This window comes from Streptomyces sp. NRRL B-24572 (assembly GCF_002156145.1).
Classification (GTDB): domain Bacteria; phylum Actinomycetota; class Actinomycetes; order Streptomycetales; family Streptomycetaceae; genus Streptomyces; species Streptomyces vietnamensis.
Genome location: NZ_MWIG01000164.1, coordinates 1 through 20,286 on the forward strand (window position 1 = coordinate 1; position 20,286 = coordinate 20,286).

14 protein-coding genes and 1 pseudogene are annotated in these 20,286 nt (G+C 71.2%); 2 read left to right on the plus strand and 13 right to left on the minus strand.

The genetic code is table 11. The features are described 5' to 3' along the window. From CCN56_RS10790 to CCN56_RS10815, 7 genes are all read right to left on the minus strand, one after another. The coding region (locus tag CCN56_RS10790) for an HAD family phosphatase (RefSeq protein ID WP_086825895.1) at nucleotides 1-648 on the minus strand (648 nt) is incomplete at its 3' end. Then, nucleotides 645-1,400, minus strand: coding sequence for an SDR family oxidoreductase (locus CCN56_RS10795; RefSeq protein WP_086825897.1), 756 nt, complete (start codon nucleotides 1,398-1,400; stop codon nucleotides 645-647). The genes CCN56_RS10795 and CCN56_RS10790, both read right to left, overlap by 4 nt. A gap of 33 nt (nucleotides 1,401-1,433) precedes the next feature. After that, the gene (locus CCN56_RS10800) at nucleotides 1,434-2,660 is read right to left on the minus strand and encodes an acetyl-CoA C-acetyltransferase (protein WP_086825926.1); all 1,227 of its coding nucleotides are present in this window, start codon (nucleotides 2,658-2,660) and stop codon (nucleotides 1,434-1,436) included. Between the two features lie 178 nt (nucleotides 2,661-2,838). Then, entirely contained in the window at nucleotides 2,839-3,462 is a 624-nt protein-coding gene (locus CCN56_RS10805; protein ID WP_086825898.1) for a TetR/AcrR family transcriptional regulator, read from the minus strand. 10 nt (nucleotides 3,463-3,472) lie between these two features. Next, a complete protein-coding gene (locus CCN56_RS10810; RefSeq protein ID WP_086825900.1) occupies nucleotides 3,473-3,610 on the minus strand; it encodes a TetR family transcriptional regulator in 138 nt (45 codons plus the stop codon). A gap of 370 nt (nucleotides 3,611-3,980) precedes the next feature. Further along, the gene (locus tag CCN56_RS43075) at nucleotides 3,981-4,130 is read right to left on the minus strand and encodes a hypothetical protein (protein WP_179199789.1); all 150 of its coding nucleotides are present in this window, start codon (nucleotides 4,128-4,130) and stop codon (nucleotides 3,981-3,983) included. Between the two features lie 169 nt (nucleotides 4,131-4,299). Next, nucleotides 4,300-5,094, minus strand: a complete 795-nt coding sequence (locus CCN56_RS10815; protein WP_256961900.1) for a dienelactone hydrolase family protein — start codon at nucleotides 5,092-5,094, stop codon at nucleotides 4,300-4,302. 241 nt (nucleotides 5,095-5,335) lie between these two features. On the opposite strand from CCN56_RS10815, the gene CCN56_RS10820 reads away from it, so the two are divergent. Then, nucleotides 5,336-6,220 carry a GlxA family transcriptional regulator gene (locus CCN56_RS10820; protein ID WP_256961905.1) on the plus strand — a complete coding sequence of 295 codons (885 nt, stop codon included), beginning with the start codon at nucleotides 5,336-5,338 and terminating at the stop codon, nucleotides 6,218-6,220. Nucleotides 6,221-6,241: 21 nt separating this feature from the next. Here CCN56_RS10820 and CCN56_RS10825 read toward each other — a convergent pair. The 5 genes and pseudogenes from CCN56_RS10825 to CCN56_RS44400 form a co-directional block, all read right to left on the minus strand. Continuing rightward, nucleotides 6,242-7,339: pseudogene (locus CCN56_RS10825) on the minus strand (SLC13 family permease); the annotation flags it as partial. A 76-nt stretch (nucleotides 7,340-7,415) separates the two neighbouring features. Then, nucleotides 7,416-10,040, minus strand: a complete 2,625-nt coding sequence (locus tag CCN56_RS10835) for an RICIN domain-containing protein (RefSeq protein ID WP_086825905.1) — start codon at nucleotides 10,038-10,040, stop codon at nucleotides 7,416-7,418. 39 nt (nucleotides 10,041-10,079) lie between these two features. Continuing rightward, nucleotides 10,080-12,437 (minus strand): non-reducing end alpha-L-arabinofuranosidase family hydrolase, encoded by a 2,358-nt coding sequence (locus CCN56_RS10840; protein ID WP_086825907.1) that lies wholly within the window; start codon nucleotides 12,435-12,437, stop codon nucleotides 10,080-10,082. A gap of 423 nt (nucleotides 12,438-12,860) precedes the next feature. Continuing rightward, nucleotides 12,861-14,456, minus strand: coding sequence for a sigma-70 family RNA polymerase sigma factor (locus tag CCN56_RS10845; protein ID WP_086825909.1), 1,596 nt, complete (start codon nucleotides 14,454-14,456; stop codon nucleotides 12,861-12,863). Between the two features lie 1,109 nt (nucleotides 14,457-15,565). Beyond that, nucleotides 15,566-15,709: a hypothetical protein gene (locus tag CCN56_RS44400; protein ID WP_256961901.1), complete on the minus strand. Its 144-nt coding sequence runs from the start codon at nucleotides 15,707-15,709 to the stop codon at nucleotides 15,566-15,568. A gap of 270 nt (nucleotides 15,710-15,979) precedes the next feature. On the opposite strand from CCN56_RS44400, the gene CCN56_RS43080 reads away from it, so the two are divergent. After that, on the plus strand, nucleotides 15,980-16,600 hold the full coding sequence (locus CCN56_RS43080; protein ID WP_179199790.1) for a helix-turn-helix domain-containing protein: 621 nt from the start codon (nucleotides 15,980-15,982) through the stop codon (nucleotides 16,598-16,600). A gap of 73 nt (nucleotides 16,601-16,673) precedes the next feature. Here CCN56_RS43080 and CCN56_RS10855 read toward each other — a convergent pair whose 3' ends face one another. Beyond that, on the minus strand, nucleotides 16,674-19,991 hold the full coding sequence (locus tag CCN56_RS10855) for a BTAD domain-containing putative transcriptional regulator (RefSeq protein WP_306300599.1): 3,318 nt from the start codon (nucleotides 19,989-19,991) through the stop codon (nucleotides 16,674-16,676). Nucleotides 19,992-20,286 lie beyond the last annotated feature (295 nt).

The following is a 20,286-nucleotide window of genomic DNA, read 5'->3' on the forward strand; positions in this document are numbered from 1 at the left end:
GAGCGCGGCGAGCGCCGCGCGGGTGGAGGGGGCGTCGACGTGCAGGTGGGCCCGCATGCCGACGGCTCGCGCGCCGAGGACGTTGGGCTCGGCGTCGTCGAGGAAGAGGGCGCTCCCGGCGGGGACGCCGAGGCGCGTCAGGGTCAGCTCGTAGATCGGGGCCTGCGGCTTGCGCAGGCCGACCTCGCCGGAGATGACGACGGGGTCGAACAGGCCGTCGATCCGTTCGCGCGGGTAGGTGTTGCCCCAGCTGTTGGACAGGAGCGCGACCCGGACGCCGAGCTCGCGCAGCTCCTCGACGAGCTCGAACATCTCCGGGTCGGGACGCATCCCGGCGAAGAGCCGGGACAGCACGCCGACCCGGTCGACCGGACGGCCGTCGATCGTGGTGAGCTCCGCGGCGAGGAGGGCGTCGAACTCCTCGACGGCCAGCTCGCCGGTCTCCAGGCGGTGGACCGGAGTGCCGGCGGGCGCGCCGCGGGACATCCAGGCCCTGAGGGTCCGGGAGAACGACTCCGGATCGATGCCGTCGGCCTCGATCCAGGCCGCGATCGACTCCTTCACGGGCCGGGTGAGCACGCCGCCGTAGTCGAAGACGACGGCCTCGACCGGTGCGGCCGGTGCCTGTTCCTGCCCGGAGGCGGTCACGAGGCCGCTGCCACGAGGGTGACGCCTCCGTCGATGACGACGTTCTGGCCGGTGAGCCAGGCGGCGTCCGCGGAGAGCAGGAAGGCGACGACGCCGCCGATGTCCTCGGGCTCGCCGAGGCGCTTGAGCGGGTAGGCGTTCGCGAGCTCCTGCTCACGTCCCTCGTACAGGGCGGTGGCGAACTTCGTCTTGACGACCGCCGGCGCGATCGCGTTGACCCGGATGTCCGGTCCCAGCTCGACGGCCAGGAGCTCGGTCATGGAGAGCAGCATCGCCTTGCTGGCGCCGTACATGCCGATCATGGGCGCGGGCTTGACGCCGGAGACCGAGGCGACGTTGACGATCGAGCCGCCGTGTTCCTTCATCCACGCGCCGTGGACCTGCTGGATCCAGGAGAGCGCGGCCAGGCAGTTGGTCTCGACGATCTTGCGGGCGGCCTCCAGGTCGAGCTCGACCATCGGGCCGTACACCGGGTTGACGCCGGTGTTGTTCACGAGCAGGTCGACGCTGCCGAACGTCTCGATCGCCTGGCGGACGGTGTCGGCCTGGTGGGCGAGGTCGGCGGCCTTGCCGGCGACGCCGAGCGCGTGCGCGGGGCCGCCGAGGGCGACGACCGCCTGGTCGAGCGTCTCCTTGGTGCGGCCGGTGATGACGACCCTGGCTCCCTCGGAGACGAGCCGTTCGGCGATGGCCAGGCCGATGCCGCGGCTGGCTCCGGTGACGATCGCGGTCTTTCCTTCGAAACGCTTCATTTTCAGGTGCTCCTTCTCGGCTCGGTCGTCGGGTCAGCTGAGGCGTTCGACGACCATGGCCATGCCCATGCCGCCGCCGACGCACATGGACTCGACGCCGAACTGCTTGTCGTGCCACTGGAGCGAGTTGACGAGCGTGGCGGTGATGCGGGCACCGGTCATGCCGAAGGGGTGGCCGACGGCGATGGCTCCGCCGTTGACGTTGAGCTTCTCCAGCGGGATGCCGAGCTGCTGCGCGGAGCCGAGCGACTGCACGGCGAACGCCTCGTTGATCTCGAAGAGGTCGATGTCGTCGAGGCCGAGGCCGGCGCTCTTCAGGGCGGCCGGGATCGCCTCTACCGGGCCGAGGCCCATGATCTCAGGGGAGAGCCCGGTGACGGCCGTCGAGACGATCCGGGCGAGCGGGGTGAGGCCGAGCTCCCTGGCGCGGACGTCACTCATGATCACCAGGGCGGCGGCGCCGTCGTTGAGCGGGCAGGCGTTGCCGGCGGTCACGGTGCCGTCGGGGCGGAAGACCGGCTTGAGGCCGCTGACGCCCTCCAGGGTGGTGCCGGGGCGCGGGCCGTCGTCGGCGGTGACGACGGTGCCGTCGTGGAGGGTGACCGGGGTGATCTCGCGGGCCCAGAAGCCCTCCTCGATGCGCTGGACGGCGAGGTTCTGGCTGCGGACGGCGAACGCGTCCTGCTCCTCGCGCGACATGCCGAGGACCTGCTGCACGTTCTCGGCGGTCTGGCCCATGGTGATGTAGACGTCGGGCAGGGCGCCGGTCTCGCGGGGGTCGGTCCAGTCGGACGCGCCGCCCTGCGTGCGCTCGTGGGTGCGCTTGCCGGCGTCCCCGAAGGCCGGGTTGAGGATGTCGTGGCCCGGGATGTGGTCGCTGGTGCCGTTGTCGAAGTGGCTGACCGACTCCACGCCGGCGGAGATGTACGCGTTGCCCTCGCCGGCCTTGATCGCGTGGAACGCCATCCGGGTGGTCTGCAGCGAGGACGAGCAGTAGCGCGTGATGGTCGTTCCGGGGAGGTGGTCGTAGCCCGAGAGCACGGCGACGTTGCGGCCCATGTTCCAGCCCTGCTCGCCGCCGGGCAGGCCGCAGCCGAGCATCAGGTCGGTGATCTCGCGCGGGTCGAGCTCGGGCACCTTCGCCAGGGCCGCCTGGACCATCTGGACGGTCAGCTCGTCGGCGCGCATGTCCTTCAGGGACCCCTTGCCGGCCCGGCCGATCGGGGACCGGGCGGTCGAGACGATCACGGCTTCGGGCATCTGGGCCTCCATTTACATGCTAAGCGGTTGCTTACTCAAGGTGGGCCCACTGTGCAACGGGCGAAGGAGAGCCGTCAACAGGCGAGGGGGCGGGAGCGGGATGACTTACGTCATGTCGACAGCGGGGCGCGGGACGCCCCGGTCGTGGTCAGCGGGGCGCGGGACGCCCCGGTCGTGGTCAGCGGGCCGCGATGCCCGCGATGAACAGGTCGGCGAAGGTACGGGCGACCTCGTCGGCCGAGGCCTCGCCCCCGTCGCGCCACCACATCGGGAGGTGGTGGACCGAGCCGAAGCAGTAGTCGACGGCCAGTTCGGCGCTGACGTCGTCGCGGAACACGCCCTCGCGCTGCCCCTCGACGACGAGCGCGCGGAAGGTCTCGTGGTAGCGGCGGCGCTCGCGGCGCACCTGCCGCTGGTTCTCCTCGGCGAGCTGGTGCAGCGACCGGAAGAAGATCGTGGCGCTCTGGATGTTCTCGATCGTCGTCACCACGACGTCCACCACCGCCGCGTGGACGCGCTCCGCCACCGGCAGGTCCGTCGCCACCACGGCGTCCAGGTGCTCGGTCTGCATCCGCAGCACCCGCAGGTAGATCTCGTGGAGCAGGTCGTCCTTGGAGGGGAAGTAGTGGTACATGGCGCCCTTGGTGACCCCCGCGGCGCGCACGACGTCCTGCACCGAGGTCCCGTCGAAGCCCTTCTCCGCGAAGAGCTCCAGGGCCGCGTCCAGCAACCGCTCAGGGGCCGTACGGCCGTTGACGGTCGCCGGCGGCCGACCCCTGCGACGTCCCTGCTCCGTGGACAAGCCCGATCCCCTAGCGGCGCCGCTTCGGAGCGACGGAGGCGGTGGGGATGCCGGCCCGCTTGCCGATGGCGCCGAGCGTGGAGGCCTCGTACCCCTCCTCCGCGAGGATCTGGTCGGCGGCGTCCAGGATCGCCTGCGCCCGCTTCATACCGCGGCGCCGCCCGGGCGCCGGACGGGAAGCCGCCTGCGATGCCATCGGATTCCCGACCATGAGTCGAGAATATCAGCCGGACGGCACAAGATCATCGGATGAACAGCCGAGTGCGGCGACCGCGGCGTCATCCCTGTTCCGCGGTCGCCGCTGTCCGCCCCCCGGCGTCCCCATGCCCGGGCGGTCGGGTCACGAGCGGACGTTGCTCCCGCTCGCGAACCCGGTCTCGGCGGCGTCGGGTTCCGCGAGGCCGTCGACGTGACCGGTGTGGTGACGACGGACGGTCACGCCGGCCCGTTCAGGTACCGCCGGCTGCGCAGCGACGGCCAGCGGTCCGAGGTGCCGGCCCGTACGGCCCGCGGCGGGTTCAGTCGGCGATGTCGATCGCGAAGGCGTCCCGCACCCCGGTCCCGCCCGCCTCGGTCAGGTGCACGACGCGCGGGGACACTCCGTACCGCAGCCAGTCCAGGGCGAAGAACCGGTCGGCCAGCGCGGCGCCCAGGGCACCAATGATCAAGACCTGTGGATCGGTTCCGGGAGCGATGCCGGGGGCGTGCCTTTCCGAACGGGCCCGTGATGGTCATCGGTTCGGCCTTCGCCACCGTCCGCCTTCGGACCGAGGTCACCCGGGGCGCCGGCTGGTCGAACGTCCCGAGACCGTTGCGGCATGGACGACCTCAAATGATCTACAGGTCTTGGCGATTGCCCTCCGAGTGTCCAGACCGGCTCAGACGTTCGGTCAGGAAGGCGAGGATCTCGTCCCTGGCCTTCAGCGTGGGATGCCCGTCCTCGTCGACGAGGTGGGCGGTGACGACGCTGTGGGGGGACCCGACCACGTCGCGGAAGAACGGGGGCGGGTTCGTGCGTGCAGAACCGCCCGGAAGGACACGGCCGTCGAAGGCGTCGCCGAGGAGCGCTCGGTACGCGGCGAAGCGCTGCCCGGTGCACCAACGGTCGTCGTCGAAGCGGTAGGCGAGGATCTTCAGTCCGTCGCGCGCGATGCGGTCTCGGACCGCGCGCGCGTCCTCTTCGCTCATCTCGAGTCCGGCGGGATCGTCCAGCGGCAGTGACGGGTGGTTGACCACTGGCGCGACGACAGCCGGCTCGATCGCCATGGTGAGTGCGAAGTTGCCGGTGAAGCACAGACCGATCGCACCGACTCCCGGACCGCCGCACTCGGCGTGGGCTTGGCGCGCCAGCCCACGCAGCCACGCCGTGACGGGGCTGGTGCCGCCTCCCGCGAACGCACGGAACTCGGCACTGACACACGCGCGACGCACCACCTCCTGGCCCCCCTCGACCGTGGGATAGGCGCCGTCGACCCCGAAGAGCGAGGGGACGTAGACGGTGAAGCCCGCGTCCCGCACCCACCGCGCCAGCCGAAGGACGTCGGGACTGATACCGGGCATCTCCGGCATCAACACGACGGCCGGCCCGGAACCCGCGGCATGCACCGTCTTCACCACCCCGTCCACGTCCACCGGCCGGCGGGAGAAGTCCTTGATCTCGTCGTCAAGACGTCCGTTGGGAGCACTCATGGCGACAGCGTGGACTGGTGCACCCGCACAAGGCGATAGGCTGGATCGCCATGTAAAAGGGTGATCTCGCCATAGGCATGATGCTCAGGAGGCGAGCGTGAGCGCGCTGCGGGTCGGTGTCCTGGCCTATCCGGGCTGCTTCGCGTCCGAGGTGTTCGGCGTGCCCGATCTGTTGACGATGGCCATGCACGTCGCCGGTCCGGACCGCGCCGGCTACGAGGTGTCGATCGTTTCGCCTCGTCGTCGCGTCGCCGCATCAGGTGGTGCGGCGTTGGCCGTCTCTCCGCTGCGCGAGGTCGACGTTCTTGTCGTGCCGGGGTTCGAGTTCGTGCCGGGCCTCGACGTGGACGCGAAGCTCGTAGCCCTCGCCCCTGAAATCGCGGCGATCCGCTCCCACGCCGCTGCGGGTCATACCGTCGTCTCGATCTGCGTCGGCGCGTTCCTGCTCGCCGAGGCAGGGCTTCTCGACCGACGCCGGGCTACGACGGCATGGTTCCTCGCCGACGAATTGGCTCGACGCCGTCCGGAGGCCGATGTCCGACCCGAACATCTGGTCGTCACCGACAAGGGGGTGACGACGACGGCGGCCTTCAGCGCCATGTACGACTTCGCACTGGACCTCATCCGCCGACACAGCGGTGCCGACGTGGCACGGACGACCGCGCGGGTGGCGCTCGTCGACCATGCGCGGTCGTCCCAGACCCCTTACGTCGATGCGCGACTCCTTCCGCAGCCCGGAAACGAGTTCTCCCGCAAGGTCATGCGGCACCTCGACCAGAACCTCGCCGCCCGATACGACCTCGCCGCGTTGGCGGACGCACTCAGGGTCAGCACTCGGACTCTGCTGCGGCGCTTCGCGGACGCGACCGGCCAGAGTCCTCTCGAGTACCTGCAGTCGTCGCGCGTCCGTCGCGCCCGCCACCTCCTCGAGACCACGGACCGAACCGTCGCCAGCATCTCCACCGCGGTCGGGTACAAGGACTCCGGAACCTTCGCTGCTCTCTTCGCCAAGCACACCGGACGACGCCCGAGGGACTACCGCGCGACCTTCCGGCGTGGTGCCGACTGACGTCGTGGAGACGGCGAGCGCGGCGATCAGTCCGGCACCGCTGAGGTGGCTGGAGAGCAGCAGCGGTACGGCGATGGGGATGATCGCCGTGAGAATCGCGGTGGAGGAGGCGAAGGCGGAGGTGAGGGCCACGGTGAAGCACAGCAGCAGGGCGACGACGAGCGGGGCGCCCAGGTGGGCGGCATGCTCGGAGATCTTCTCGACGACACCGGCCTTCTCCAGCATCGTGATGTACGTCATCATGCCCGCGACCAGGAGCAGGGTGGACCAGCTGACGCCGTCGACGGCCTTCTCCTGCCGCTTCATGTCCACCAGGGCAAGCAGCGTGCCGGCGGCCAGCGCGAGGAAGCCGATCTCCAGGTGGAAGCCGAGCGCGCCGACGACGAGGGCCACCAGGGAGGCGAGGGTGAGCCACTGCCGCCAATCGGGCCTGCCGGAGACGGCGAGGTCCTCGTCGGCGGCCGCCTCCGCGGCGCCCTCGACCAGCGGGGCGGGACGCTTGGCGAGCAGGACGTAGGTGAGGACCGAGAGCACCAGGTTGATCAGGAAGCCGGCGCTGAACAGCGCCACGGCGGAGACCTGCACATCGGTCTTGTCGACGAGGCCGAGGACCAGCGCACCGGAGACGGACAGCGGGGAGAACGCGCCCGCGTGCCCGCCGCTGATCACCATCATGCCGACCACCAGCGGGTTGAGCTCGTAGCGGTAGGCGAAGTTCATGCCGATCGGCGCGAGGATCGTGACCGCGGCCGGGGTGAACGTACCGAACGCCGTCAGCAGGGCGGCCACCAGGAACAGCACCCAGGGGATGATCTGGACCTTGCCGCGTACCAGCCTCACCCCGGCCGCGACGAGCCGGTCCGACCGAGGTGGTGTTCGTCGCGGCTCAGGCGGCTTAGTGACGTACGCCTCCTGCCGTTCGCCTCCGACGTCCCGGCCCCCACCCGCTACATCCTCCTCGCGTGCGCCGCGGCACGCCCCACCGGCCCAGGCGATGGCCCGCGTCCTGCGCACGGTGGCGCAGCGATTCACCGCCCCGGACCTGCACCGTGCCCAGTTGGGGGCGGTCCGGCGGGGCTGACTACAGCGGAAAGCCGCCCTCCGACCGAGATGTCCCATCGGTCAGGAGGGCGGCAGTCCGTCAGTGATCGCGCGTCAGCTCACACGTCGACCGTGAGTGCATCCGGTGTCGGGGTCAGGAGGGGTCGCCGTACTGGAGGCCGCGGCCGTTGGTGCCGACGTAGACGCGGCCGTAGGTGTCCGGGTCGCCAGTGATGACGCCGACGCCGCCGATGCTGCCCCACTGGTGGGCGTCGTCGTTGACGCGGAGCCAGGTGGCGCCCTTGTCGGTGGAGCGGAAGACGCCGGTGACGTCCTTGACCGTGCCGATCAGGTACAGGGCCTGGTAGGAGGCGCCGGGTGCGGCCTTGCCGAAGCCGAGGGCGGAGGCGGACTTCACCGTGGTGAGCGCGGTGAAGGTGCGGCCGCCGTCGGTGGAGTGCAGCAGCCCCTGGCCGCCGCCGGCGATCCAGAGGTCTCCGGCGATGCCGGGGACGGCCGTGAGCCGGCCGGAGGGCAGGCCGGAGGCGCGGGCGGTGAAGGTCGCGCCGCCGTCCGTACTGGCGTGGAGCGTGCCGCCGCTCAGCGAGTAGAAGGTCCCGGCCGAGGAGCGGTCGGCGACGACGACGGCGTCGGCGCCCAGTCCGCCGACCCTCGACCAGCTCGCTCCCTTGTCGGTCGACCGGTACGGGGCCTGGCCGGCCTGGGTCCAGACGATGGTCGAGCCGTCCGCCGCGACCGCGACATGGCCGTCCTGGGCACCGGCCGCCGGCTCGGCCTTGAAGCCGTTCCAGCTGATGCCGCCGTCGGTGGAGTAGGCGCCGTCCTGCGCGCCGCCGTGGCCGACGCGGACCATCATCGAGGGCGTGGACTGGGCGAAGTCGATGTCCGTGCTGTTGGTCATCATCGGGTTGCCCAGCCGCCCAGCGGGCACCTTGGTCAGGTCGTCGTGGCGGAAGCCTCCTTGGTCACCCATGGCGGTGACGACGGCGGCGCCGCCGGGCGGGGCGATCGCGTCCATCAGCGCGGTCTCCTCAAGACCGCGCGCCCCCGCGATCCAGTGGCTGGTGCCACCACTGTCCGTGGCGTCGGCGTCCTTGCTGCGCCAGATGCCGTTGCCGGTGCCGTACAGCACGTGCCCGGAGTCGAAGGGGTCGATGGCCAGGGCGGTCATCCAGTGCCCGGTGTGGGTGCCGACGTAGGGAGCGCCGGAGGCGTCCCGCACCGACTTGTCCGCCAGCGCCTTCCAGGTCGTGCCGCCGTCGGTGGTCCGGTAGATCTCGTCCTCGGGCCACCAGCGGTCGAGGGTGGTGACCATCACCGTGGACGGCTTGCGCGGGTCGACGGCCAGACCGGAGAACCCGTAGCCGCCCTGGGAGGGGGAAACGTTCTTCCACGTCCCGCCGGCCGGCGTGTGCTTCCACACCGAGCCCCCCGTCACGCCGTTGGGGCCGAGGGCATCGGTGTACGTCAGGTACAGCGAGCCGTCGCCGGAGAGCACGCCGTGCTGCGGCAACTGGCCGGTGGGCTGGCCGGGGACGGCCTGCCAGGTGGTGCCGCCGTCGGTGGAGCGGTACAGGGAGGTGGACCTGTCGGCGACGCCGACGTAGATCGTCCTGCTCCCGGCCGGGCCGTACGTCACGAAGGAGATGCCGCCACCGCTGCCCGCCCCGTCCTTGACGGGGAACGAGGAGACCTGCCGCCACGTCGCACCGCTGTCCGTGCTGCGCCACAGGCCGTTCTTACGGGTGCCGAGCAGCAGGGTGCGGTTGTCCGAGGGGTCGATCACCAGCCGCTCACCGGCCCCGCGGCCGTCCTCGTTGCCGCCCAGTTTGAACGGCAGGTCGGTGCGCTGGAAGGTGCGGCCACGGTCGGTGGAGCGCAGGATCGCGCCGTTGCCGGCCCAGTCGTTGGTGTAGGTGCCGGTCGCGAGGTAGAGGCGGTTCGGGTCCACGGGGTCGGTGGCCAGCGCGTCGATGCCCAGGAGGTTCCAGTCCTTCTCGCCGAGCCAGTCGGTCAGCGGGATCCACTGCTCGGCCGCGGCGTCCCAGCGGTAGGCGCCGCCCATGTCGGTACGCGCGTACAGCAGCCCCTTCTCCCGGGGGTTGAACACCAGTCCGGTGACGTAACCCCCGCCCACCACCTGGGCGTTCTTCCACGCGTACGGTCCGGTCCCGGTGGCCGGGGCCTCGGCCGTCCTCACCAGCTTCCACTGCTGGTTGGTGCTGCCATGGCCGGGATACTGGATGACGGCCGCGCCGTCGGCCGTGGAGCCTCCGGAGACGTCCAGGACCTGGCCGCTCCGGCGGGAGGTGAAGGTGACGGCGCCGGAACCGCCCACCTCGTCGATCCGCCACTCCTGGGAGGCGGAGGAGCTGTCGGTCTGCTGCTCGGCGGCAGCCGCCTGCGCGGTCGAACCGCCCGCTGTGCCGAGCACCTTGCCGCTGTTGCGGTTCACCAGCTCGTAGTAGCCGTCGCCGGTGGAGCGCAGCCTCCACTGCTGGTTGGCCGTGTTCTGGTCGGTCCACTGCTGGATGCGGGCGCCGTCGGCGGTGGAGAAGGCGTTGACGTCCAGCACCTTGCCGCTGCGCACCGAGACCAGCTTGTAGTAGGCGCTGTCGTCGACCGTCGCGGCCTGCGAGTCGTCCTGCACGAACAGGAGGTACGGCACGACGGTGGCGGGCACACCGATCAGCAGAGCGGTGGCGGTCCTGCGACGGCGGTGACGTCCGCGGCGTCCGGCGTTGGTGGGGTTGTTCATGGGGGGTGTTTCTCCTTGTGCAACCGTGGATCGGGCAGGTCAGCGCTGCAGGATGAGGACGCCCGGCCGGTACGGCAGTCGGTCGTAGGGACCGTCCGCGGCGGGGGACTTGCCCTGGTACAGGAACTGCAGGTTGCAGGGGTCGATGGTCATGGTCTGGTCGGGGTTGGTACGGATCAGGTCACCGTGGCTGATGTCGTCGGTCCAGGTGGCGCCGCTGTTGGCCTTGCCCGCGAAGGGCTTGCTTTCGCCGGCGGCCTGCGGGGTCCACGCACCGCTCAGGCTGGAGGCCGTGAACGAGCGGAAGTAGCGCCGCTCGTTCGCACCCCGGGCCTCGACGATCATGAGGTACTGGTTCTGGCCCTGGACCTTGTAGACCTGCGGCGCCTCGAAGAGGTTCTTCGCCGTGTCGCTCATGACCGTCGTGTACGACGAGCCGAAGTTGCCCGGGAAGTTCCCGATCGGCATGCTCGCCCGGTAGATCTTGCCGTTGTCACCGGCGAAGAACAGGTACATGTTCTTCTCGTCGGCGATCAGGGTCTGGTCGATCGGTCCGGTGCCGGATTCGGCGCGGGGGATGCCGCCGGTGAACAGCGGCTGCGGCGCGGACCAGCCGTTGGGGTCGGTGGGGTCGCTCGACGTGCGGTAGCTGAACGGCGAGGCACCCCACTGGTACGCGAGGACCCAGATCCTCTTGGGCGCGAAGTAGAACAGGGTGGGCGCCACCGCGTTCTGGCTCATCTTCGTCTGGCCGGCCGACGCCATGTCGGACCAGTTCGTGAAGGGGGTGAACGCCATCGAGCCGTACGAGGTTCCCGACGCGCTCGACGCGTAGACCAGGTGCCTGCCGCCCAGCATCACGTGGGTGAAGTCCTTCACCGCGGCCCACCCGTTCGACGGCTGTGCGAGGGGACCCGTCGAACTCCACTTGTACGTCGACGGAAGGGCGCACGTGCCGCCGCCCGTCAGGGAGGGGCCGGTCCACTTCTGGTTGCCGACGGAGGCGCAGGCGTACAGCTGGATCGTGGTGCCGTTCGCGGTGGCGGCGCCGACGGCGTCGAGGCACAGCCCGGACTGGACGCCGGTGATCGAGCCGTCGGTGTTGATGTTCCACTGCTGGTTGGCGCCGCCGTTGCAGTCCCAGACGACCACCGGGGTGCCGTTGGTGGTGCCCTTGCCCATGGCGTCCAGACACTTGTCGCCGTGCACCTTCAGCTGCTTGGCGGCGGTGTGGGTCCAGCGCTGGTCGGTCTGTCCGCCGCAGTCCCGCAGTTGGGCCCGGGTGCCGTTGGCGGAGCCGGGGGCGTCGAGACAGCGGCCGGAGGCAATGCCCTTGATCTCCCCCGTACCGTCGGCAGGCTCGCCCGGGGTGGCACCGGAGCCGGAACGGAGAGCGCCCATGACGGCGGTGTACGCGGGCTTGGGCTTGCCACCGCTGTCGAACAACAGCGGGCTCTCGCCGCTGCGCCAGGAGTCGCTGTCACGAACGCCCCACACCGTGATGCCGGTGCACCGGGGCACGGACAGGCAGGCGCCGACCGCGTTCGCGTAGTGGGTGGGTGAGGCCTGGGCGATGTCCAGCTCGGTGATCTGGACGTCGACGCCCAGGGCGGCGAAGCCGGCCAGCGTAGTCTTGAAGCTCACCGGCGGGCCGCCCGCACCGAAGTGGCTCTGGAACCCGACGCAGTCGATCGGCACGCCACGGGACTTGAAGTCCTTGACCATGCGGTAGACGCCCTGGGTCTTGGCGTCCGACCAGTTCTCGATGTTGTAGTCGTTGTAGCAGAGCTTGGCCGAGGAATCGGCCGCGCGGGCGGTGCGGAACGCCTCCTCGATGAAGCCGTCGCCCAGCACCTTCTGGAAGACCGAGTCGCGGAGCCGGCCGCTGCCGCCGTCGGCGAACGCCTCGTTGACCACGTCCCAGGCGTAGATCTTGCCCTTGAAATGGGTCATCTCGGTGGTGATGTGGTGGTTCATCACGCCGCGCAGTGTGCTCGCGTCGCGGATGGAGCCGACCCAGGAGGGGAGCTGCGAGTGCCAGACCGTGGTGTGGCCGCGCAGGCGCTGGCCGTGTGCCAGGGCACGGTCGACGATCCGGTCCGCGGGGCCGAAGCTGAAATTGCCGCGGGACGGTTCGACGGCGTCCCACTTCATCTCGTTCTCCGGGGTGATCATGTTGAACTCCCGGTCGGCGATCGCGGTGTACGCGGAGTCGCCGAGCCTGCCGGCGGCCACGGCCGTGCCGAAGTACCTGCCCGAGGGGGCGGCCTGGGTGCCCAGGCCCGCGGCTCCGGCGGAGCCGGGGATGAGCGTCACGACGCCGGCCACCAGCGCCGTGGCCGACAGTCCTATCGCCCATGTCCGGCGACGCCGGCGGAGCCGGTGCAGGCCCTTCATGATTCTCCTCGGGGGTCCTGCGTACCGGCCGGCCTGGGTTCGTGGGTGTGTTGCGTCATGTGAGGGGCTTTCTTCAGGGGATGCGTCGGTGGGGGAGGTCGGGACCCTGCCGCGCCGGCACGTCATGACGGGCGGCGGGAAGGACACCCCTGAAGTGGAGGCTTCCGAGCTCGCGGTCTCGTAACAGAAAAGTCGTGCCGTCCGCAGGATTGCCCGGTGACGCATCTCGCAGGCAGAAAGCGTTATGCCGGACGCCGTGGCCTGGTCGCGCCCGTGGAACTGGTCGCGCCCGGGGAAGAGGGGCGCCGCACCGACCTGCGGTGAACGCCGGTCACGGCGTGGGGCGGGAACCGTGGGGGATCAGGCCGGCGGAGCGCCGGCCGTGACGGTGCGACTCGGCCGGGATCGCCCGAGGAGCGGTGCTCAGGCCCCGGGGCCGCGCACGATGAAGGAAGCCTGGCCGGCGAAGGCCCGCGTGCCGTCGGAGCCGTCGAGCCAGATGCCGCCGTCGCGGTGGCGGAGGACCGATCCCGGATAGTTGTGGGCGTGCAGGGTCACGGACCCGGCGACCGCCCCGGGACGGGGACAGAAGGTGGCGTCCTCACGGAACAGTGCGCTGCCGTCGTCGATGCTCAGCCGCAGCCGCAGGTAGGAGTGGCGAAGATACCGGCCGTCCGCGGCGCGGAAGGTGACGCACCGTGTGTCGGCCAGTCCCCCGACGACCGTGAAGGTGACCCGCTGACGTGCCTGCGCGCTGCTGGACGCGGCGACGCCGCCGAGCGCCGCGAAGTCGCCCGTGTACGTGACGAACAGGCCGGGACTGTCCGCGGACTCCAGCGACCGCGCGCCCAGCGGAACGGTGCCCGCGACGGTGGACGGGCCGACCGGGGGCGGACTCGCCGGAGACGGATTCGCCGGGGACGGTCCGGCCGAGGGGGTGGTGCGCGAGGGAAGGGGCGTGGGAGTGCCGACCGCGGGAGCGGCGACCGCGGGGGCGGCGGTGACGCCGGGCACTCGGGGCGCCGGTTCGGGCCAGGTCGCGTAGGTGGCGGTCCCGGCGATGAGCACCGCGCCGGTCGCGAGGCTCACCAGCGGATGAGCGGTCACCGTCTGGAGTTTGCCGATCAGAGCGCCGTGCAGACCGCCTCCCCCCGTCGCCGTGCCGGCGGCGACGGGGGCCGCGACCAGCCCGGCAGCGCTCGCCGCCGTACCCGACAGCAAGCCCTTGGCGGCCAGCGCGGCGATCAGTGCGGCCGGGACGGCCAGCGTCGTGAGGCTGAGGGGCAGCAGTTCGGCCGGCACCCGTTCCGTCGACGTCCCCGTGCAGACCGGGCAGTCACGGGTGTGCCGCGCGATCCGCTTGCGCCACACCGATGCACGGTCGCCGTCCCAGCCGACGACGGTCCCGGCCAGCTGCGGACAGCGCGGGTCGGCCTCCAGCGCGGCGACGATCGTCCGGCACAGTTCCAGCTGCTCGCGCATGCGTTGCAGGCGCACTCCGACGTGCGCGACCGTGAGCCCCGTCGCGGCGGCCATGTCCTCCCGGCTGAGCAGACCGGCGCATTCCTGCCACCACAGCGACAGCAGCACCCGGTGGTCCGGGTCGAGCCACCGGCCGGCTTCGACGACCCGGCGCCGCTCGTCCGACACGTGCAGCCGCAGGATCGTCACGTCCACGGGCTCGGCGCCGGCGTCCGGTATCCGGCGTGCCTCGTCGATGACCGTGGTCCGGTCGGCGAGGGCGTGCTGCCGGTGCCAGTGGGTGTTGATCTGGCGGAGCGTGATCGACACCAGCCAGGACCGGAAGCTCTCCGGGGCACGCAGGGCGGGCAGGTCACGCACCACGCGCAGCAGGGTCTCCTGGACGACGTCGTCGACGTCGGCATGTCCGCTCAGCGCTCGCCCGACGATGTTGTAGACCAACGGCAGGTACGCGGCGATCAGCTCCTCGCGCGCCCGATCGTCACCGGCCTGCGCCGCGACGACCAGCCCCACGTGGTCTGCGTCAATGAGCCCCATTCCCACCTTCTCCAGGGGAGCGATCCGCCGAGTACGGCGGCACACCCTAGCCTCGACGAAGGCATACGGCCAAAGCCCGCGCCTCGGGCGGACGGTCCGGCCCGTGCCGGCACGGAAGGCCCGGTGCCCGGGGAGTGCGCCCGGCCGCACTCGGCCGACTCGCTGACGGCCCGTTCAAGCCGATGGTCTCGGAAGGCCGCGCGCGGTGGGGCTCCACGCTGCCACATGGCGCAGTGGAGGAGTGGCGGCGTGCGCGGGCCCGGACGGTTCCTCGTACGGGATCCCGTCGGTGACGGGGATGCGACACTTCGCGCTGACACGGGCCGCCCCTGACCGTTTCCCGACCTGACGACGGCTCGCCCGTGGAGGTCCCGGGCCGGCCGGCCCGGAACGTCACCGCCGAGAAGCGGACGGGGCAGGGGCGGCCAACAGCTCGGCAGCCAGTGCCCCAGCCGCTTCAGACGGCTCGGCGGCCATGAACACGGCGTTGTTGCACCCGAGCCCCCGAGGCCGAGCCGAACGGCAGGTACGGAGCGGGCTTGGGGAGTACACACGGCCGGGAGCCATCCAGCGTCACCCTGAGGCCGCACGAGTTCCTCGAAGTCTCCGGACAGCAGCGGCGTTCGGGCGGTGAAGGACGATCCGCCGGCCTGGTCGAGCGATCCGGGCGGGAATGTTGATCACAGGACGCTGTCAGGAGGCCGGCGACCTCTTCGTTCAGAACCTCGCTCGACAGGCCGAGGGAGGTGAAGTCGGTGGCCTTGATCGCCCTGGTGGGCGTGCCGCCGGGGCCGGTCGGGCGCGGACCACCGGCCGTCACCCGCCCCGTCCACGTGGCCGACGGCACCTGGTGCGGTCCGTGCCCGTGCCGGCTCGTTCTGGCGCTAGTCGGCCGATAGCGCCCGGTGGTGATCCTTGATTCGTCGTCACTGGTCGCAGGCGCGGCAGATGCGTGATCCGCCCCTCTGCCGTCCCCGCCTCCGACACGTGAGGTCGACGGATGCCGCTCACCGCCGAAGGGTTGGAGCGCTCCGGAGAGGAACGGCTGCTTTCGCAGCGGGGAAATGGGGGAATGGGTGGGCTGGTCAAGCGTGGCGGCTCCTGTCGTTTCAGCGGCGGGTCGATTCGAGTCCTTCCGCGGGACGGTGTCCGACGGAGTCCTGTCCGACGTGTCCCGGGGACGCGGCACCGGACACCGGCTCGATGTCCGCGAAGAGGTCCTCGCCGAAGGCGTTGCCCACGAGGGGGCCCACGTCGATGAGACCCGCGAGGGTGGGGCCCGTATCAGGAGCCTGGGCCTGGGACCGGTGCGGCTGACGGCGGGTGACGTCCTGCCAGGGGGCCGGGACAGCCTGCGGGTTCCGATCCCGAACGGTGGCCCCGACGAGTACAGGCTGGCATGGATGACCGACGCGAGCGGACCTGGCGCCCCTTCCGGCACGGAGGCGCCGCCCCGGAGCACTCTGGTGCTCAGTGGCCCCGTACATCCGACAGCCCTCCCTCCCTCGGAAGCGGAGGGCCAGGTGCGGGCCGCCGTCCTCCACATACCCCGCGCCTCACTCCCCCTGCGACCCGATCACGTCGAGCTGCTCCTGGCTCGGCCGATCTCCACGGGCAGCGGCAGCGCTGCCGTCCTCGCCGCCTTTCTCGCCACACTGCGAGAGCACGGTGCCGAATGCCGGCCCGAGGAGCAGAGCCGCATGGGCGCCATCGCCCTCGATCTGGCGACCGCCTGTCTGGCCGAGCAGCTGCGAGTACTGGAGACGGGCACGGACGAGTCCCGGGCGCAGACACTGCTGCGACGCGTTCACGGCTTCATCGCCCAGAACCTCGCGGACCCGGACCTCACGCCACAGACGATCGCCCGCCGGCACCACATGTCCCTGCGCACCCTGTACGGCCTCTTCAGCCGGCAACCCGCCAGCGTCGCGACGGTCATCCGCCGCGGCCGCCTGGAGCGCTGCCACGCCGACCTCGCCCGTCCGGATCTGCGCCACCTCAGCGTCCAGGTCATCGCCTCACGCTGGGGCTTCACCAATCCGAGCACCTTCAGCCGGGCCTTCCGCGAGGCATACGGAATCAGCCCCACCGAACACCGCGCGACCACCTCGGCGTCCGCACCGCCCGATCGGTCCGCCGCCTGACGGGTCGGATCCGGCGCGCACCGTCGCAAGGACGCCTCGCCAGGGCCTGGAGGGGAGCGCCGGGCGCAGGAGATCATGCGGACGGCTCCGGCGCGCCGGACTCCTCGTCCTGGTCGTCCGGCGCTTGCGAGCGGGCGCGGGACAGCACCTCCTGAGCGGCGGTCCGGCCGGTTCGGTGGCCGATCTCCGCAAGGATCGACAGGGCGTGCTCGGCATGCTCGGCCGCCTCGACCGGTCGCCCCTCGGCGAGGAGGAGGCGGCCGATGACCGTCAGAGCCTGCCCCTCGAGAATTGCGTAGCCCTCGCGGCGGGCTCGTTCCAGGGCGTGCCGGACGTACGCATCGGCCTCGGCGAGGTCGCCCCGCAGGAGGCGCGCCTCGGCCCTGCCGATCAGGATCGCCGCCTCTGTGTGCCGGGCGCCGGTCTGTTCGGCGAGGCCCTGCGCCCGTCGGTAGGTCTCCTCGGCTTCGGCGAGCTGACCGAGAGCGGTGCGGACGGACGCCACGGTCTGGAGTGCGGCCGCTGCAAGACGCCCCTCCTCTATCTCGTCTGCCAGTGCCGCGGCGGCCAGGGCGAGGTCCAGGGCGGTGGAGTGGTCGCCTCTGTCACGGTGCCAGTCGGCCAGCCCCCGGAGAGTTTCCGCCTCGCTGCCGCGGTTGCCGAGCTCCCGGTGGACGGCGAGGGCTTCGGTGAGGCACTCGAGTGCCTCCTCGGAGCGCCCCAGGAGCCCGAGGACCTGGCCCAGGTTGCCCTGGGTTACCCCTTCGGCTCCTCTGGAGCCGATGCTTCGGCTCAGTTCGAGCGCCGTGGCGTTGTGTCGTTCGGCCTGACGCAGGTCCCCGAGTTCTTGGCGGAGCAGACCCATGTTGCCCTCCGTGCTCAGCCGGAGCAGGTTCCAGCGTGGGTCCGCCGGCAGGGCGTCGACAGCCGCCTCGTAGCGTTTGACCGCGTCGCGCAGTTTCCCCGTGAGGATGCCGACCAGGCCCAGGTTGTTGAGTGCCTGGGCCTTGCCCTCGGCCCAGTGAGCGGATTCCGCGTCTGCCAGCATCGCCTCGTAGTACTGGGCCGCGCGTTCGTACCGGCCAAGGCCGCGGTGCGCGTCGCCGAGGCTCAGGCGGGCGGTGGCGGAGCCGATCGCGTGGTTTGCCCGCTGGGCCGCCTCGAGCCCCGCCTCCGCCACGGAGATCCAGTCCGGGCCCGTTCTGACCAGCCAGAAGTAGCCGCGCAGGGCGTCGCACAACTCCCAGGAGAGGGCGGGCAGGCCGAGCGCCGCACCTCTCTGCGCCGCGATGACCAGGTTCGTGTGCTCACGCCTGAACCACTGGCGTGCCGCGGTCTGATCGGGCAGGACCACGGTGCCGGCGGTGCCTTCCCCCGCGTCTCGGGAGGAGTCCGCGTCCGTGTCGACGGCGCTCTCCACGTCCGCGCGCCCGGCGGGCTCTCCGGGGTCGAACGCGCGCAGCTTCTCCGGATACAGCAGCCGGGCCCCGGCGTGCACGCCCGCGAGGTAGTGGTCGTAGAGGCGCCGAAGGGCCGCGGCACGCTCCTCGGGGCTCTCGTCCGCCGTCGCGCAGCTCTCGGCGAACAGCCGCAGCAGGTCGTGGAGGCCGTACGCGTCCGGGTCGGTGTGACCGACGAGATGGACGGCGACCAGTCGCCTGAGCAGCTGCGACGTCCGTGCGACGGGCAGCCCGAGCAAGGCGGAAGCGCCGGCCGCCGTGATCGTGGGCCCGGGGACGAGGCTGAGGCGGCGGAAGAGCCTGCGCGCGTCGGGTGACAGCGACAGGTAGGACAGGGAGAGGACCGCCTGCAGACTGCTGGCCTCGTCGTCCGGCACACTGAGCGCGGCGATCCTCCGGTCCTCGTTGCGCAGCCGGTCGACGTGGCCGGCCACCGGGTGATCCCCGCCGGCTTCCCGTACGCTGACGGCCGACACCCGCAGTGCCAGGGGTACGTACCAGCACAGTCGGGCCAACTCCGCCGTCGCCTCCGGCTCGGCTGCCACGACGGACACTCCGAGGAGACGTTCCAGCAGCTCCGCGGCCTCCTCCGGAGTCAGGGCGTCCACTCTGAGGTGGCGGGCGCTGTCGCGGACCACCAGGCCGGCCAGCACGTCCCGGCTGGTCACCACCACGTGGGACCCCGGGGTGCCCGGAAGCAGAGGGCGTACCTGGTCGGCACTGCGGGCGTTGTCGATGACGACGAGGACGCGCTTCTCGGCCAGCAGGGTGCGGTACAGACCCGCCGCACGGTCGGGCTCGTCGGGGATCCGGTCCGCCGGGACCCCGAGCGCGTAGAGGAAGCTCGCGAGCGCCTCCACCGACGTGACCGGCCTGGTCGTCGCGTAGCCCCGCAGATCGATGTAGAGCTGCCCGTCCGGGAACCGCGCTCGGGCGCTGTGACCCCAGTGCACCGCGAGCGCGGTCTTCCCCATGCCGCCTTGCCCGTCGATGGCGGTGATGACCATCGGTCCGGGGGTGCCCGAGGCCCCGGCCCATTCGTCCAGGGCTCTCAGGTGGGCCTCGCGACCCGTGAAATGAGCCGTGTCGGGCGGGAGTTGCCTGGGAGTGGGCACCTGCTCCGCGTTCCGGGAGGCGGCGGCTCGGGAAACGGCTGCGGTCGGTGCCGCGAGGGCCGGACTGTCGGCGAGGACCGCGCGCTCCATCTCGCGCAGCGCGGGGCCCGGCTCCAGACCGAGCTCCTCGACGAGGATCCGACGTCCCTCACGGTAGACGTCCAGCGCGTCGGCACGCCGGCCGGCCCGGTACAGCGCCAGCATGTACTGCGACCGCAACCGTTCCCTGAGCGGTTCCCGCGCGAGCTCGCGCCGCATCTCACCCAACAGGGCGTTGTGGCGGCCGAGGCGGAGGTCGATGTCCATCAGCTTCTCGAACGCCGAACGCCTCGCCTCTTCGAGATGAGGCGCCTCCACCTCGGCGAGGTACCGGGACGCCGTTCCTTCCAGCGCCTTGCCGCGCCAGAGCCCCAGGGCCCGCCTCTGGAGCTGGGAGGCGGCGACGAGGTCGCCGCGCTCCTGTGCGCCTTCGCCTTGTGCCACCAGCTCCTCGAAGGCATGGACGTCGAGCCAGTGCGACTCCAGGCGCAGGACGTACCCGCCCGACTCGGTGACCAGGGGATCCGATCCGCATGCCAGGAGGACCTTCCTCAGCCGTCGGATGTAGTTGTGGAGCGTCGTTCTCGCGGTCTTGGGCGGGTTCGCTCCCCACAGGCCGTCGATCAGGTCCTCCGTCATGACGACACGGTCGGACCGCAGGAGGAGCATGGTCAGCAGCGCCCGATGCTTCGCCGCCGATATCGGAACCGGCTGCCCCTCGTGCAGGACTTCTTCCGGCCCCAGAAGACGGAACTCCACTGTCCTCCCCCTTGACACGGCCGGCGTTCCCGTCCGCGCCGACGTCGGTCGCGCGATGGCGCGATGTGATCATGCCAGGTCAGAACAGCGCGTGAGCAGGATTTTCCCGCCTGCCACGAGCCTCCGGAACGGCTCCGGAGCCGCTCCGGAGGTTGCGGGGGGGAGCCTGGGAGTGCCGGCCGGTGGCTGCCCGCGTGGACGAGGACGGTGGTCATGCGTGCGGCGGACGAGGTGTGGACGCACGCACGGGAGCGCCTTGCACAGAAGGCAAAGCGATCCTGCACGTGAGGAACACACCGGCGCGTCCCGCGAA

Excerpts from the sequence above, each read along its gene's own strand:
- CCN56_RS10795 (WP_086825897.1), bottom strand. The coding sequence starts at position 1,400 with ATGAAGCGTTTCGAAGGAAAGACCGCGATCGTCACCGGAGCCAGCCGC.
- CCN56_RS10800 (WP_086825926.1), bottom strand. The coding sequence starts at position 2,660 with ATGCCCGAAGCCGTGATCGTCTCGACCGCCCGGTCCCCGATCGGCCGG.
- CCN56_RS10810 (WP_086825900.1), bottom strand. The coding sequence starts at position 3,610 with ATGAAGCGGGCGCAGGCGATCCTGGACGCCGCCGACCAGATCCTCGCG.
- CCN56_RS10820 (WP_256961905.1), top strand. The coding sequence starts at position 5,336 with ATGCACGTCGCCGGTCCGGACCGCGCCGGCTACGAGGTGTCGATCGTT.
- CCN56_RS10835 (WP_086825905.1), bottom strand. The coding sequence starts at position 10,040 with ATGAACAACCCCACCAACGCCGGACGCCGCGGACGTCACCGCCGTCGC.
- CCN56_RS10840 (WP_086825907.1), bottom strand. The coding sequence starts at position 12,437 with ATGAAGGGCCTGCACCGGCTCCGCCGGCGTCGCCGGACATGGGCGATA.
- CCN56_RS10845 (WP_086825909.1), bottom strand. The coding sequence starts at position 14,456 with ATGGGGCTCATTGACGCAGACCACGTGGGGCTGGTCGTCGCGGCGCAG.